Raw genomic sequence first — 15,016 nt, 5'->3', positions numbered from 1 at the left:
TCGACCACCTCGGGCACACCGGGGAACTCGCCCGGCCGAAGGCTGACAAGATCGATGGCCGTTCGTTCGACTGCGCCACGTCCGCGAGGATCCGCGATCGCGCGGGCTTCGCCGCGCGACGGGCCATCGCCAGCAGCACCTCACTCGGTTGGTACCCGGTCAGCGAGGTACCGGCGAGGTGAAGCGCCCGTTCGACCTTTCGCCGGCTCTCCCAGCGTCGCTGCGGGAACGCCCGGTGTTACGCCGGAAGCCCCCTCACCGGTGACGAGGGGGCTTCCGGAGAACCGAGGATCAGACCACCGCGAGCGGCAGCGCCGTCGGGTGCACTGGCGCCGGGAGGTCCGAAGCACCAGTCAGGTACGTGTCCACCGCGTTGGCCACCGAACGGCCCTCCGCGATCGCCCACACCACCAGCGACGCCCCGCGGTGCGCGTCACCACAAACGAACACCCCCGGCGTCTCCGTCTGCCAGTCCGCGCCGCAGGAAAGCGTTCCCCGCCGGGTCAGCGAGAGGCCCAGCCCGGACAGCAACGGCATCTCCTCGACGCCTTCGAAGCCGATCGCCAGCAGAACAAGGTCGGCCGGGACCGTCTCGATCTCCTCCGTCACCGGGATGACCTCGCGGCGGCCCGTCGTCGGGTCCTTGCGGACGCGGACCTGCTGGAGCTCGACCGCGCGCACGTGGCCGGTCTCGTCGCCGACGAAACGCTTGACCGCCACCGCGAACTTGCGCTCGCCCGCTTCCTCGTGGGCCGGGTACGTGCGCAGGATGTACGGCCAAGTCGGCCACGGTGAGCGCTCGTTGTCCCTTGTGGACGGTGGGGTCGGGTACTGGTCCAGCTGGGTCACCGAGCGCGCGCCCTGGCGGGTGGCCGTGCCGTAGGAGTCCGCGCCCGTGTCGCCGCCGCCGATGATGAGGACGTGCTTGTCGCGGGCGTCGATCGACGGCGGGCCGTCGCCTTCGACGTACTTGTTGGCCGGGACTAGGTGTTCCATCGCCAGGTGGATGCCCGTGAGCTCGCGGCCCGGCGTCGTCGTGTCGTCGCGGCCGCGCAGGGCGCCGACCGCCAGCACGACGGCGTCGTACTGCGCGCGCAGGTCTTCCACCGAGAGGTCGACGCCGACCTCGCAGCCGGTGACGAACCGGGTGCCCTCCTTGCGCAGCTGCGCGAGGCGGCGGTCGAGGACCTTCTTCTCCATCTTGAACTCGGGGATGCCGTAGCGCAGCAGGCCGCCGAGGCGGTCGTCGCGCTCGAACACCGTGACCTCGTGGCCCGCGCGGGTCAGCTGCTGGGCGGCCGCGAGGCCGGCCGGGCCGGAGCCGACCACCGCGACGCGGCGGCCACTGGCCACTTCGGACATCTGCGGCTGGACGTAGCCCGCTTCCCACGACTGGTCGGCGATCGTCTGCTCGACGCGCTTGATCGCCACCGGCCCGCCGGAGTCCGGCGAGATCGACAGCACGCAGCCCGCCTCGCACGGCGCCGGGCACAGCTTCCCGGTGAACTCCGGGAAGTTGTTGGTCGCGTGCAGCCGGTCGCTCGCCGCGGCCCAGTCGCCGCGGCGGACCAGGTCGTTCCACTCCGGGATCAGGTTGCCCAGCGGGCAACCCGAGCCGCCGGAGTGGCAGAACGGGATGCCGCAGTCCATGCACCGCGACGCCTGCTTGCGCACCTTTTCGTTGCGCTCGGCGGAAGGAACGTCCGCGTAGACCTCACCCCACGAAGAAAGCCGTTCCTCGTAGGACTTCTTCGGCGGCTCTTCGCGGTCGTACTTCAGGAAACCGGTCGGGTCAGCCACGAGCGGCCTCCATGATCGCCTCGTCGACGTCGCGGCCGGCGGCCTTGGCCGCCTTCGCCGCGTCCAGGACCCGCTGGTAGTCGCGCGGCATCACCTTCGTGAACGCCGCCGAGCGGCGCGGCCAGTCGCCGAGCAGCGAGGCCGCCACCGCGGAGCGGGTGAGATCGTGGTGCTGCTGCACCGTTTTCTTGAGCCACGCCAGGTCGTCGGCGGTCGGCTTGAGCAGGTCCACCATGTCCTGGTTGACCTTCTTGCGGTCGACGTCGAGCAAGAACGCCATGCCGCCGGACATGCCCGCCGCCAGGTTGCGCCCGGTCGGGCCGAGCACCACCGCGCGGCCGCCGGTCATGTACTCGAAGGCGTGGTCGCCGACGCCCTCGGCGACGACCGTGGCGCCGGAGTTGCGGACGCAGAAGCGTTCGCCGACCTGGCCGCGCAGGAAGATCTCGCCGCCGGTCGCGCCGTAGGCGATGGTGTTGCCCGCGATCGTCTGCGCCTCGGCGGCGAACGACGCCACCGGGTCGGGGCGGACCACGATCCGGCCGCCGGACAGACCCTTGCCGACGTAGTCGTTCGCGTCGCCGACCATGTCGAGGGTGATGCCGCGCGGCAGGAACGCGCCGAGCGACTGCCCCGCCGAGCCGGTGAGCGTGACGTTGATCGTGCCCTCGGGCAGGCCGTCCCCGCCGTAGCGGCGGGTGATCTCCGAGCCGAGCAGCGTGCCGACGGTCCGGTTGACGTTGCGCACCGGCAGCTCGATGTTCACGTGGTGCGCGTCTTCCAGCGCCGCCTCGGCGAGCTGGATGAGCGTGCGGTCGAGCGCGTGCTCGAGGCCGTGGTCCTGGCCGCGGGTGCGCCGCTTGGCGCCGCCGTACGGGGTCTCCGACGGCATCTCGAAGATCGGCGCCAGGTCCAGACCGGACGCCTTCCAGTGGTCGACGGCCTCGTCGGTGTCCAGCAGCTCGGCGTGGCCGATGGCCTCGTCGAGTGTGCGGAAGCCCAGCGCCGCAAGGGTTTCGCGGACTTCTTCGGCGATGAACCTGAAGAAGTTCACGACGTGCTCGACCTGGCCGGTGTAGCGCTTGCGCAGTTCGGGGCTCTGCGTGGCGACGCCGACGGGGCAGGTGTCGAGGTGGCAGACGCGCATCATGATGCAGCCCGCGACGACGAGCGGGGCCGTCGCGAAGCCGTACTCCTCGGCACCGAGCAGCGCCGCGATGACGACGTCGCGCCCGGTCTTCATGGCGCCGTCCACCTGCACGGTGATCCGGTCGCGCAATCCGTTGAGCAGCAACGTCTGCTGGGTCTCGGCGAGGCCGATCTCCCACGGCGTGCCCGCGTGCTTGAGCGAGTTCATCGGGGACGCGCCGGTGCCGCCGTCGTGGCCCGAGATGAGCACGACGTCCGCGTGCGCCTTGGACACGCCCGCCGCGACCGTGCCGACACCCAGCGAGGACACCAGCTTCACGTGGATGCGGGCGTGCTCGTTGGCGTTCTTGAGGTCGTGGATCAGCTGCGCCAGGTCCTCGATCGAGTAGATGTCGTGGTGCGGCGGCGGCGAAATGAGGCCCACGCCCGGCGTCGAGTGCCGGGTCCGCGCGATCCACGGGTACACCTTGTTCGGCGGCAGCTGGCCGCCCTCGCCGGGCTTGGCGCCCTGCGCCATCTTGATCTGGATGTCGTCGGCGTTGACCAGGTACTCGCTCGTGACGCCGAAGCGGCCCGAAGCGACCTGCTTGATCGCGCTGCGCCGCTCGGGGTCGTAGAGCCGTTCCGGGTCCTCGCCACCCTCACCGGTGTTGGACCGGCCGCCGATGCGGTTCATCGCGATGGCCAGGGTTTCGTGCGCCTCGGCCGAGATCGAGCCGTACGACATCGCGCCGGTGTTGAAGCGCTTGAAGATCGCTTCGGCGGGCTCGACCTCGTCGAGCGGCACCGGCTCGCGGACGCCGTCGCGGAAGGCGAACAGCCCGCGCAGCGTGCCGCCTTCGCGGTAGAGGCGGTGCACCTCGTCGGTGTACTTGCGGTACACCTCTTCGCGGCCGGTCTTGGACGCGTGCTGCAGCAGGAACACCGTCTCCGGCGTGAACAGGTGCAGCTCGCCCTCGCGGCGGTAGGCGTACTCGCCGCCGGTGTCGAGTCCACGGTGGACGCGCTCGGTCGGGTTGTCCGGGTACGCGCGGCGGTGGCGCACGGCCACCTCTTCGGCGAGCACGGTCAGGCCGACGCCGCCGAGCTTCGACGACGTCCCGGTGAAGTACTCGTCGAGCAGGTCCTGGGCCAGGCCGAGGGATTCGAAGACCTGGGCGGCGGTGTACGCGCCGACCGTCGAGATGCCCATCTTGGACATGATCTTCAGGACACCCTTCACGAGCGCCTGCACGTAGTTGCGGATCGCCTTGGCGGGCTCGATGCCGGTGACCGCGCCCTGCCCGATCATGTCCTCGATGGTCTCGAAGGCCAGGTACGGGTTGACCGCGGCGGCGCCGTAGCCGAGCAGCAGCGCGATGTGGTGCACCTCGCGGGCGTCGCCGGATTCGACGACGAGCGCGACGCGCAGGCGCTCCTTGGTGCGGACCAGGTGGTGGTGCACCGCGGAAACCAGCAGCAGCGACGGGATCGGCGCCATCCGGTGGTCGGAGTCGCGGTCGGACAGCACCAGCGTGCGCGCGCCGGCCGCGATCGCCTCGGACGCCTCACGCCGGACGCGCTCGATCGCACCGGCCAGCGCCTCGGCGCCACCGTCCACTTCGTACAGTCCGGAAAGGACACTGCACGCGAAGCCCGGGAGGTCGCCGTCGTCGTTGATGTGGATGAGCTTCGCCAGCTCGTCGTTGTCGATGACGGGGTACGGCAGCTTCAGGTGCCGGCAGGACGCCGGGCCGGGGGCCAGGAGGTTGCGCTCCGGGCCCATGATCCGCGCCATGCAGGTGACGAGCTCTTCGCGGATCGCGTCCAGCGGCGGGTTGGTGACCTGCGCGAAGTTCTGCTTGAAGTAGTCGTAGAGGAGCCGGGATCGCTGCGACAGCACCGCGGGCGGGGTGTCCGAGCCCATCGAGCCGATCGGCTCGGCGCCCTTCTCGGCCATCGGCGCCAGCAGGATCTTGAGCTCTTCTTCGGTGTAGCCGAAGGAAAGCTGACGGCGCAGCACCGAATCGTGGCTCTGCACGACGTGGTCGCGGTCGGGCAGCTCGGCGATCTTCAGCAGCCCGGCGTGCAGCCAGGCGTCGTAGGGCAGTTCGCCGGCGAGGGCGGACTTGACCTCTTCGTCGTCCACGATCCGGCCGGCCTCGGTGTCGACGAGGAACATCTTGCCGGGCTTGAGCCGTCCCTTGGCCACGACGTCGGCGGCGGGAACGTCCAGGACGCCGGCCTCGCTGGCGAGGACGACGCGGTCGTCGGCCGTGCGCCACCAGCGCGCGGGGCGCAGGCCGTTGCGGTCCAGGACCGCCCCGACCAGGCTGCCGTCGGTGAAGGTGACGCACGCCGGGCCGTCCCACGGCTCCATCAGGCTGGCGTGGAACTGGTAGAACGCGCGGCGCTCGGGCTTCATGGTGGCGTGGTTCTCCCACGCCTCCGGGATCATCATGAGCACCGCGTGCGGCAGCGACCGGCCGCCCAGGTGCAGCAGCTCGAGGACCTCGTCGAAGGACGCCGAGTCCGAAGCGTCCGGCGAGCAGATCGGGAACAGCCGCGACAGGTCGCCGTCGAGGAGCTCGGATTCCAGCAGCGCCTCGCGGGCCCGCATGCGGTTGCGGTTGCCGCGGATGGTGTTGATCTCGCCGTTGTGGGCCACGAACCGGAACGGGTGGGCCAGCGGCCACGACGGGAAGGTGTTGGTGGAGAAGCGGGAGTGCACCAGCGCGATGGCGCTTTCCAGCCGCTCGTCGCGGAGGTCGGCGAAGAACGCCGGCAGCTGCTCCGGCGTCACCATGCCCTTGTAGACGATCGTCCGCGAGGACAGCGACGGGAAGTACGTGCCACAGCCGGAGTTCGCGCTTTCGTGCTCGACGCGCTTGCGCAGGCAGAAGGCCAAGCGGTCGAGCTCCAGGCCCGCTTTTCCGTCGGCGGTGACGAAAAGCATGGCGAAGTGCGGCATGACCGAGCGCGCGGTCGGGCCGATGTCGGCGCGGTCGGCGTCGACCGGCACCTCGCGCCAGCCGAGGACCTCCAGGCCCTCTTCGACGGCGATGCGTTCGGCCAGCTCGACGGCCTTGCGGCGCTGCTCGGCGTCTTGGGGGAGGAACGCGATGCCGGCGGCGTAGGTGTGGTGGCCGCGCTCGTCGGGTTCGGGCAGCGCGAAGCCGGCTTCCGCGCGCAGCAGCACATCGGGCAGCTGCAGCAGGATGCCGGCGCCGTCGCCGCTGGTGGGTTCGGCGCCGGCGGCGCCGCGGTGGTCGAGGTTCGTCAGCGCGGCCAGGCCGTCGGTGACGATTCCGTGGGAGCGGCGCCCGCGGATGTCGGCCACCATGGCCACACCGCAGGAGTCCTGTTCGGTCTCCGGGTCGTAGAGACCCTGCTTGCCGGGAATGGCGGAGAAGATCATGAAGAAGGGACCTCCTTCGTCGTCTGTCGTGCGGGGCCGGGCTACCGGCCGGGAGCGCACGGGACGACGATGGCCCGCTTGTTAGCGCGACTTTAACACCTGGGAAACACGTCAGCATCAATCCGGACTGCCCCGAACAGCGCCGGACGGTAACGATCCGGCAGCGCGGAACGACGTAGTTCCTGATGGGTTCCCGGTAGTTCGCGGCGCTAAGTATACGGCCCGGAAACTCCGGCCGAGCCTAACGTGACCAGTCCGACCCGGCACATCCGGCCTGTGTCCGCCGTCACTAGAACGTGTTACATTTCGCCGCATGATCCTCGACCGGTTCAAGCTCACCGACCAGGTCGCGGTGGTCACCGGCGCCGGCCGCGGCATCGGCGCGGCCACGGCCGTGGCCCTCGCCGAAGCGGGCGCCGACGTGGTCATCGCCTCCCGGACCGCCGCCCAGCTCGAAGAAGTGGCCGCCCGGGTGTCGGCGGCCGGCCGCCGCGCCGTCACCGTCCCCGCCGACCTCTCCACACCGGACGCCGCGGCCGCACTGGCCGAGACGGCGGTGGCCGAGTTCGGGCGCCTCGACCTGGTGGTCAACAACGTCGGCGGCACGTACCCGCGGCCCCTGCTGGAGACCACTCCGGACTTCCTGGAGGAAGCGTTCCGCTTCAACGTCTCGACCGCGCACGCGCTGACGGCGGCGGCCGCCCCCGCACTGGTGAAAACGGGCGGCTCGGTCGTCAACATCTCGTCGGTGATGGGCCGCGTCTCGGGCCGCGGCTTCGCGGCGTACGGAACGGCGAAGGCGGCCCTGGCCCACTACACCCGCCTGGCCGCGGCCGACCTGGCCCCGAAGGTCCGGGTGAACGCGATCTCGGTGGGCTCGGTGGCGACGTCGGCCCTGGAGATCGTGGTGGGCAACCCGGAACTCAAGGCGAAGATGGAGTCGGCCACCCCGCTGGGCAAGATCGGCGAGGCGGAGGACATCGCGGCGACGGTGGTGTTCCTGGCCTCGCGGGCCGGCGGGTACATCACCGGCAAGGTCCTCGAAGTCGACGGCGGGCTGCAGACACCCAACCTGGAGCTGGGCCTGCCCGACCTGTCCTGAGGGGCACCCTCGTGGCCGTAAAAGCCAGGGGCCCCGCTAAGCCGGATCGGCCGCCCCAGGTCCGGCGGTTCGCAAAGTCATGAGGGTGCCCCTCATGGCTACGGTCAGCTCTCGTCGGTCTTCTTGGGCTCTTCGGCCGGGGCTTCGTCGGCGGGCTTCTCCGCGGCCGGGGCCTCGGCCGCCACCTTCGCGTGTTCCGGCTCCCCGTCCGCCGGGGAAGCGTCGTCGACCGGCACCTCGTCCGGCCCGGGCGCGTCCTTGCTCACCAGCGTCTCCGGCAGCTCCCGCGGCCCCCGCTTCCCGGCCAGCACGAAGTACACCACCGCCGCGGCGAACAGCAGGATCGACGTCCACACGTTCACCCGCAGGCCGAGGATGTGGTTCGCGGTGTCGGTCCGCATCATCTCGATCCAGCCGCGGCCGACCGTGTAGCCGGCGACGTACAGCGCGAACGCCCGCCCGTGCCCGAGCTTGAAGCGCCGGTCCGCCCAGACGACCAGCAGCGCGACCAGCAGGTTCCAGATCAGCTCGTACAGGAACGTCGGGTGGACCGGGCTCTCCGGCAGCGGGATGTGCCCCGTCGCGACGCCGTTCAGCAGGTTGTCCGGGTCCTCCGGGTTGAAGCGCTGGTAGACCTCCAGGCCCCACGGCAGGTCGGTGTGCGCGCCGTAGAGCTCCTGGTTGAAGTAGTTGCCGATGCGGCCGATGGCCTGCGCGACGACGATGCCCGGGGCGATCGCGTCCGCCATCGCCGGCAGCGGGATGCCCTTGCGGCGGCACGCGATGAGCGCGCCCACCGCGCCGAGGGCGATGGCGCCCCAGATGCCGAGGCCGCCGTCCCAGATCGCGAACGCGTTCCAGGGGTTCTTGCCCTCGGTGAAGTACAGCTCGGGGTCGGTGATCACGTGGTACAACCGGCCGCCGACCAGGCCGAACGGCACCGCGAACACCGCGATGTCGATCACCGTGCCCTTGGTGCCGCCGCGGGCGGCCCAGCGCCGTTCGCCCCACCAGATCGCCACGATGATGCCGGCGATGATGCACAGGGCGTACGCGCGGAGCGGGATCGGTCCCAGGTGCCAGACCCCCCGGTCGGGACTGGGGATCGTCGCGAGGTAGGCGCTCATCACGCGGCCACCGTAGCGCTACCGGCCCGGACCATCCAAGGCGGCCAGGTACCCCGCCACCAGCGCGTGCGCGACGTGGGTGACGGCTTCGTCGCGCGGGAGGAAGCGTTCGTCGTGCAAGCTGGGCACGCCCGCGGTGTCGCCGAGGCCGACGAAGAGCATCAGCCCGCGGGTCGCGCCGCCGCAGTAGTGGGCGAAATCGTCGGCGCCGAAGGACCGGAACTGGTCGTCGACGGCGAAGCCCGCGTGGCTCAGCCAGCGCTGGGCTCCGGTCGCCAGCGCGGCGTCGTTGTCCAGCACCGGCTCGCACGGGCTGATCTCCAGCTCGGCCGTGCAGCCGTGCGCCCGCGCGGTGCCGTGCACGATGTCGGCGAGCGCCTCCAGCGCGCGGTCGCGGTCCTTCTCGCGCATCAGGCGCAGCGAGCCGAACGCGGTCGCGCTGTTCGGGACGACGTTGGCCGCCGCGCCCGCCTGGATCCGGCCGACCGAGCAGACCGCGCCGAACACCGGGTCGATCCGGCGCGACGCGAGCTGCTGCAGGCTCACGACCAGCTGCGACAGCGCCAGGATCGGGTCGCGCAGCAGGTGCGGGTAGCCGGCGTGGCCGCCCTGGCCGTGCAGGGTCACCTCGAACTCGTCGGTGGACGCGTTCACCGGGCCGGGCACCGCCGCGACGACGCCGTGCGCGATCCGCGGCTGGACGTGCGCGCCGATCACCGCGTCCACGCCGTGCTCGGCCAGCACCCCGGACTCGACGATGTCGACCGCGCCGGGCGGCGACGTCTCCTCGCGCGGCTGCAGCAGCGCCAGGATCGGCCGCGGCACGCCGGCGCGCACCGCCGCGCGGCCGACGGCGACCAGCGCGGCGAGGTGGACGTCGTGGCCGCACGCGTGCATCAGCTCGTTGCCCGACGCCCACGGCACGCGGGTGCCCTCCAGCACCGGGAGGGCGTCGAGCTCGGCCCGCAGCGCCACCGCCGGGCCGTCGCCGCCGGGCAGCGGGATGGCGCGGCCGGTCTTGGCGACGCGGATCCCGTCGCCCGCGCCGAGCGCCTCGGCGACCAGGCGGGCGGTGTCCTCTTCGTCGCCGGAACCGCGCGGGTCGGCGTGCACCGCGTGCCGCAGCTCGACGGCGGCGGGCAGTTCGTCGGCGATCGCCCGCGTCCACCGGGCCCACAGGTCACTCACACGTGCTCCAAGCGGTAGATCCTCTGCGCGTTCTCGTGCCCCACCAAAGCACACAGCCGCACGGCGTCCACTTCGGACACCGCGTCCGCGTCGAGCGCGGCACGCACGAAGTCGGACAGACCTCGCCGGAACAGGGCCGTGCCCAGGTGGTACAGCTCGGCCAGGCCGAACGCGTCGGTCGAGAAGAGGACCTTCCCGAACGGCGCGACCTCCAGCAGCTCGGCCAGGATCGCCGGCGCCCGGAACCCCGCGTTGTGCGTGATGAGCCCGGCGTCCACGAACACGTGCTCGAAGACCTGCGCCAGGTACGCGGCGCCCCGGTGGAAGGGGTAGTTGTGCAGCAGCAGGATCGGCACGCCGAGGTCGCGGGTGGCCCGCAGCAGCCCGGTGAGCAGGAGCGGGTCGCAGCGGTGCAGGTCGACGTCGGAGTCGCCGTAGCCGACGTGGAACTGCACCGGCAGGCCCAGGTCGAGGCCGGTGAACACGAGGTGCCGGTGCAGCACCTCGTCGGCCAAGCGCGGGTTCCCGCCGCGCAGCCAGCGTCCCGCCGCGGCCGCCACCTCCGACGGTGACGGCCGCTCCCCCGCCAGTTCGAGGCCGACGCGGTAGGCGGCGATCGACTTGAGCCCGACGGCGGTCTTCGCGCGTTTCCCCAGCTCGTCGGCGAAGGCGGCGGCGAACCCTTCGGCGGTGGTCCCGCCGATGACGGCCTCGGCGACCTGTTCCAGCCGGACGACGTCGTGCGCACGGGTGCCCGCGAGCGCGGCGAACTCCGGTGTCGTGGTCACCGGCTCCGGCAGGAACCCGCCGTCCAGGAGGAAGCCGGTGGTGCCGGTGGCGCGCAGGAACCGCCGCGCCACCTCGGCCGCGCCCAGTTCGGCGCGGCGTTCGAGGTAGGCGTCGGCGTCCGCGTGCTTCGGCAGGTCGAGGACGGGCGCGCAGCGTTCGCGCACGGCCAGCCCGATCAGCGAGTCGAACAGGCTCGTGCCGAGCGGCGAGCGCGCGTCGGCCTCGGTCAGCATCCCTTCGAAGTCCGCGCGGGTCACGTCCCGGGTGACGAGGCCGTGGCAGTGGTGGTCCACCAGCGGCAGATCCGCGACGAACGGGAGCAGGTCGGTCATGCGCCTCCGTCCACGGTGGTCAGCCTCTCCCCCACCCTACGAGCGTAGGCGGGCGCCGACAGCACCAAGATCACCGCGAGCACCAGCACGGCCGCCGCGGCAACGGGGAACCAGCGCGCCGGTCCCTCGGCCGGGTAAGGCACCACGTTGACGTAGACGGTGTACCCGAGGACGGCGAGCGCGCCCAGCGGGAACACCAGGTGCCACCCCGGCACGCGCATACGGCGCTTCACGAACAGCAGCAGGATCGCGCCGAGCGTCGTGAGCAGGTAGATCACCAGCAGGATCAGCGTCCCGATCGAGCCAGACCAGGCGAAGGTGTCCGCCGCCGTGGCGCCGAAGGCCAGCGCGCACACCAGGGTGATCAGCGCCGCCGCGCCGGTCACCGCGCCGACGGCGACCACCGGCGTGCCGCGGCTCGACGTCCGGCCGATGCCGCGCCCGCCGACGGCGTCCCGCCCCAAGGCGTACAGGAGCCGCGAACCGCCGACCACGCAGGCGAGGCAGCAGCCGAACGCGCTGATCGCGGCGCCGACGCTGATCACGTCGCCGACCCAGGCGCCGGCGTAGCGGCTGCCGAGGTCGCCGAGCAGGGACGGCGAGTCGTGGAACGCGGCCGCGTCGGTGCCGAACGCCATCATCTCGACGGCGGTGACCACGACGAAGTAGCCGCCGCCGAAGAACGCCGTGCCGAGGATCGCGCGCGGGATGTTCCGCTTCGGGTCGTGCGTCTCCTCGCCGAGCGTGGCCGCGGCCTCGAAGCCGGCGAAGGACAGGAAGCCGAACACCGCGCCGAGGAAGACGCCGGACAGGCCGGTTTCCGGCACGAAGACGTCCAGGGTGAACCGGGCGCCACCGGGGGCGTTCCCGGCCAGCAGGCGCACCAGGATCACCACCGTGACCAGCAGGATCACCGCGATCGTCGCGCCTTCCACGGCGAGCAGCGTGCTCGTGCCGCGGCGGGCGGGCAGCACCGCCAGCAGCCAGGCACCGGCGAGCGCGACGGCCGTCAGCACGAACGGGCCCCAGGACGGGGGATCCGGCCAGATCCCCGTCTGCGTCAGGAAAGCCGTGCCGAGCGTGCCCGCGGCCGAGCTCGTGACGACGGCGTAGAACGTGTACGTGCCGAGCAGGCCGATGCCGGAGACGACGCCGGCGCGCGGGCCGAGGGTGGCGCCGACGAAGGCGTACACCGAACCGGCGTGCTGGTAGTGGCGGCAGAGCTTGACGAAGCCGTACGCGACCAGCAGGACGCCGACCGCGGAGAGCAGGAACGCGAGGGGGACGGCGCGGCCGGCGGCGGCCGCGGTCTGCTGGGGGTTGATGTTCGCGGCCATGCTGGGCGCCATCAACGCCACGGACAGGCCGACGGCCTGCCAGACGGAGAGGGAGCGGCGCAGCCCTGGACGGGTTTCGACGGTGTCTGACACGATCTCCACCTCTTTTCTCAAGACGAACAGTGAACAACGACGGGAGCGGGATGAGCCAGCTCGATCGGGCAGAACTCGCGCAGCAGGGCGCGATCCGGGCCGACGGCCTGCGCGCGGCCGGCGTGGAGCTGGTCGCGCTGACCTTCGTGGACAACAGCGGCATCGCCCGGGTGAAGGCCGTCCCGGTGGACCGGCTGTGGTCGGCGGCGGCGTGGGGCGTCGGCGCGTCGAACTCGTTCGACTTCTTCCTGGCCACCGACGACATCGTGGGCGGCACGTACTCGCGCGGCCCGGTCGGCGACCTGCGGCTGCACCCGGACCTCGACGCGCTGGTGCCGCTGGCTGCGCAGCCGGGCTGGGCGTGGGCGCCGGTCCGGAAGTACGACACCGAGGGCGAACCGCACCCGCAGGACGCGCGGGCGCTGGCCGCGGCCGCGACGGCCGAGCTGGCCTCGCACGGTTACCGGGCACGAATGGCGTTCGAGCTCGAATGGGTGATCACCGCGGCGGACGCGCCGGACGACCCGCGCTCGGCCACCGCGGGCCCGGCCTACGGCTACGCGCGGCTGTCCTCGCAGGCGGGCTACCTGCGCGCGCTGGTGTCGGCGTTGTCCGCGCAAGACGTTGCGGTGGAACAGATCCACCCGGAATACGCGGCGGGGCAGTTCGAGCTGTCGGTGGCGGCGGACGACCCCGTGCGCGCGGCCGACGTCGCGGTGCTGACGCGGGAGACGATCCGGGCGGTCAGCGGGCAGCACGGGCTGCGGGCCTCGTTCACGCCGAAGTTCGCACCGGGCGGCGTCGGCAACGGCGGCCACGTCCACCTGAGCGTCTGGGACGGCGACCGCAACCTGTGTTCCGGCGGCGACGGTCCCTTCGGGCTGACGCGGACGGCGGAGGCGTTCGGCGCCGGCATCCTCTCGCGGCTGCCGGCGCTGCTGGCGATCGGCGCGCCCTCGGTGGTGAGCTACCTGAGGCTGGAGCCGCACCGCTGGGCGGGTGTGTTCAGCGCGTGGGGCCTGGAGAATCGCGAGGCACCGCTGCGGCTGGTGCAGGGCCCGGCCGGGCAGCGCGAACGGACGGCTAACTTCGAGGTCAAGTGCTTCGACCTGACGGCGAACCCGTACCTGGTGGTGGCGGCGCTGCTGTTCGCGGGACTGGCGGGCGTTTCGGCGTCGGCGTCGCTGCCGGAACCGGTGGACGTCGACCCGGGAACGCTCCCGTCGGCGACGCGCCTGCCGACGTCGCTGGCGGACGCGGTGACGGCGTTCGAAGCGGATTCGGTGCTGACGTCGGCGTTCGGCCCGGAGCTGGCGACGACGCTGATGGACGTCCGCCGCGGCGAAATCGACCGGCTCGGTTCGCTGCCGCCGGAGGAGCTGTGCGCGGTGATGCGGTACCTACATTGAGGCTTTCACCTCGTCCCGCAGCTGCGGGAGCTTGGCGTAGAGGCGGTCACCGGGGCATTCGGTGTTGTAGAAGTCGCGGTGGCCTTTGATTTCGGCCACGGGGATGCCGTACTGGCGGCAGACGTGGGCGCAGAAGACGACGAGCGCCGCCCACTGCGCTTCGGGTGGCTCGACGCTGGTGTAGGTGCCTTCGTTTTCGATGCCGATGGCATTGGTGTTCTGCCCGGGGCAGTGCGCGCCCTGGATCATGGTGGTGCGGCCGCGCAGGGCGTCGAGACTGCCGTGCCGCCCTTCGAGCCGGTACCCGCCGCGGCTGACGGTGAAGTGCTGGCCGGTGTCGGACCAGCCGTTGTTGTCCATGTGGTCGTGCTGGTCGTCGCGGGCGACCTGGAAGGCGTGGGCACGGGAGTAGTCGGTGCTGTTGGCGCTCGCGATGTGGTGGATGAGGATGCGGTTCGCGGGGTGGTCGAGCGTGGTGAGGGCATCGGCGGGCGGCCGCGCACCCCACTCGGCACAGCTGTAGACCCGCGGTTCGGTCGCTGCTTCCGCTGCACGGGGTATCGCGAGCCCGGCTGCTCCCGCGGCAGCGACACCCGCGACGCCGCGGAGGAACGTACGTCGCGGGAGGTGTCCTAAGTCGAAGTCCATGGCGCGGAGCTTGATCGAGCCGCGTACAGCTTTCGTACAAAGACCGTCAGAGGTGGAGGGTGGCCTCGAAGGGGCGGGTGAGGTGGAGATCGCGCGCTTGAGAATCCGGTCCTGCACCTTGGCCGATGGCGAGACGATTTCCGCTGCCACCAGGACATCACTCGCCGCGTAGGCGACGGTGTCAGCCCCGGGACAGTTGAGGATCACCAGGTCCGGGACCAGCTCGGCCACAGTTCTGGATCAGGTGAGGGTGTCACGCCGGTGCGGCAGCCAGCTCCTCCGCCCCGCTGTACAGCCGGATCTTGAACCGGATGTGGTCCTGGTGCTCCTGCAGCCGCGAGATCTGCGCCGCGACCCGCCGTTCGTGGTCGCGCAGCACCTCCACGCGCTCTTCGCGCGTCGCGTCACCAGACCGCAGCAACGACACGAACCGCAACATCTCCGCCACCGGCATGCCCGTGTACCGCAGGCAGCGCAGGAGCTGCAGGAACTCCACATCCTGGTCGGTGAACACGCGCCGCCCGCCTGCCGTGCGGCCGACGTGGTGGAGCAGGCCGATGCGCTCGTAGTACCGCAGGGTGTCGATGGTGAAGCCGGTCTTTTCGGTCACCTGAGCCGGGGTGTAGGACGTCACCGACCCAGCGT

General features: G+C 71.6%; 10 protein-coding genes. 2 read left to right on the top strand and 8 right to left on the bottom strand.

The genetic code is table 11. From position 1 onward, the window contains the following. Nucleotides 1-291: 291 nt before the first annotated feature. A complete protein-coding gene (locus ACLJQM_RS43620) occupies nucleotides 292-1,800 on the bottom strand; it encodes a glutamate synthase subunit beta (RefSeq protein WP_410636123.1) in 1,509 nt (502 codons plus the stop codon). Beyond that, nucleotides 1,793-6,346, bottom strand: coding sequence for a glutamate synthase large subunit (gltB, locus tag ACLJQM_RS43615; protein WP_410636122.1), 4,554 nt, complete (start codon nucleotides 6,344-6,346; stop codon nucleotides 1,793-1,795). The genes ACLJQM_RS43620 and gltB overlap by 8 nt, the downstream gene beginning before the upstream one ends. 313 nt (nucleotides 6,347-6,659) lie before the next feature. Between gltB and ACLJQM_RS43610 the strand changes: the two genes are divergently transcribed. After that, complete coding sequence (locus tag ACLJQM_RS43610; RefSeq protein WP_410636121.1) at nucleotides 6,660-7,448, top strand: SDR family oxidoreductase; 789 nt, start codon at nucleotides 6,660-6,662, stop codon at nucleotides 7,446-7,448. Nucleotides 7,449-7,552: 104 nt separating this feature from the next. Here ACLJQM_RS43610 and lgt read toward each other — a convergent pair whose 3' ends face one another. The 4 genes from lgt to ACLJQM_RS43590 are packed head-to-tail and all read right to left on the bottom strand — an operon-like array spanning nucleotide 7,553 to nucleotide 12,314. Then, nucleotides 7,553-8,575, bottom strand: coding sequence for a prolipoprotein diacylglyceryl transferase (gene lgt, locus ACLJQM_RS43605; RefSeq protein WP_410636120.1), 1,023 nt, complete (start codon nucleotides 8,573-8,575; stop codon nucleotides 7,553-7,555). 18 nt (nucleotides 8,576-8,593) lie between these two features. After that, a complete protein-coding gene (locus ACLJQM_RS43600) occupies nucleotides 8,594-9,763 on the bottom strand; it encodes a M20 family metallopeptidase (RefSeq protein WP_247012371.1) in 1,170 nt (389 codons plus the stop codon). Then, nucleotides 9,760-10,884 (bottom strand): amidohydrolase family protein, encoded by a 1,125-nt coding sequence (locus ACLJQM_RS43595; protein WP_360766446.1) that lies wholly within the window; start codon nucleotides 10,882-10,884, stop codon nucleotides 9,760-9,762. Before ACLJQM_RS43595 ends, ACLJQM_RS43600 begins: the two co-directional genes overlap by 4 nt. Beyond that, nucleotides 10,881-12,314, bottom strand: a complete 1,434-nt coding sequence (locus tag ACLJQM_RS43590; RefSeq protein WP_410636119.1) for an APC family permease — start codon at nucleotides 12,312-12,314, stop codon at nucleotides 10,881-10,883. The genes ACLJQM_RS43595 and ACLJQM_RS43590 overlap by 4 nt, the downstream gene beginning before the upstream one ends. A 50-nt stretch (nucleotides 12,315-12,364) precedes the next feature. On the opposite strand from ACLJQM_RS43590, the gene ACLJQM_RS43585 reads away from it, so the two are divergent. Further along, complete coding sequence (locus ACLJQM_RS43585; RefSeq protein ID WP_410636118.1) at nucleotides 12,365-13,723, top strand: glutamine synthetase; 1,359 nt, start codon at nucleotides 12,365-12,367, stop codon at nucleotides 13,721-13,723. Here the strand turns inward: ACLJQM_RS43585 and ACLJQM_RS43580 are convergent. Further along, nucleotides 13,715-14,602, bottom strand: a complete 888-nt coding sequence (locus ACLJQM_RS43580; RefSeq protein WP_410636117.1) for a peptidoglycan recognition family protein — start codon at nucleotides 14,600-14,602, stop codon at nucleotides 13,715-13,717. The two genes, ACLJQM_RS43585 and ACLJQM_RS43580, sit on opposite strands and share 9 nt — an antisense overlap. A gap of 22 nt (nucleotides 14,603-14,624) precedes the next feature. Then, complete coding sequence (locus ACLJQM_RS43575; RefSeq protein ID WP_410636116.1) at nucleotides 14,625-15,005, bottom strand: MerR family transcriptional regulator; 381 nt, start codon at nucleotides 15,003-15,005, stop codon at nucleotides 14,625-14,627. Nucleotides 15,006-15,016 lie beyond the last annotated feature (11 nt).

Source organism: Amycolatopsis sp. cmx-4-83, assembly GCF_046548815.1.
GTDB lineage: Bacteria > Actinomycetota > Actinomycetes > Mycobacteriales > Pseudonocardiaceae > Amycolatopsis > Amycolatopsis pretoriensis_A.
This window is presented reverse-complemented; position numbering and strand designations above follow the sequence as displayed.

Coding starts and splice junctions, on each gene's coding strand:
- ACLJQM_RS43595 (WP_360766446.1), bottom strand. CDS start 10,884: ATGACCGACCTGCTCCCGTTCGTCGCGGATCTGCCGCTGGTGGACCAC.
- gltB (WP_410636122.1), bottom strand. CDS start 6,346: ATGATCTTCTCCGCCATTCCCGGCAAGCAGGGTCTCTACGACCCGGAG.
- ACLJQM_RS43585 (WP_410636118.1), top strand. CDS start 12,365: ATGAGCCAGCTCGATCGGGCAGAACTCGCGCAGCAGGGCGCGATCCGG.
- lgt (WP_410636120.1), bottom strand. CDS start 8,575: ATGAGCGCCTACCTCGCGACGATCCCCAGTCCCGACCGGGGGGTCTGG.
- ACLJQM_RS43610 (WP_410636121.1), top strand. CDS start 6,660: ATGATCCTCGACCGGTTCAAGCTCACCGACCAGGTCGCGGTGGTCACC.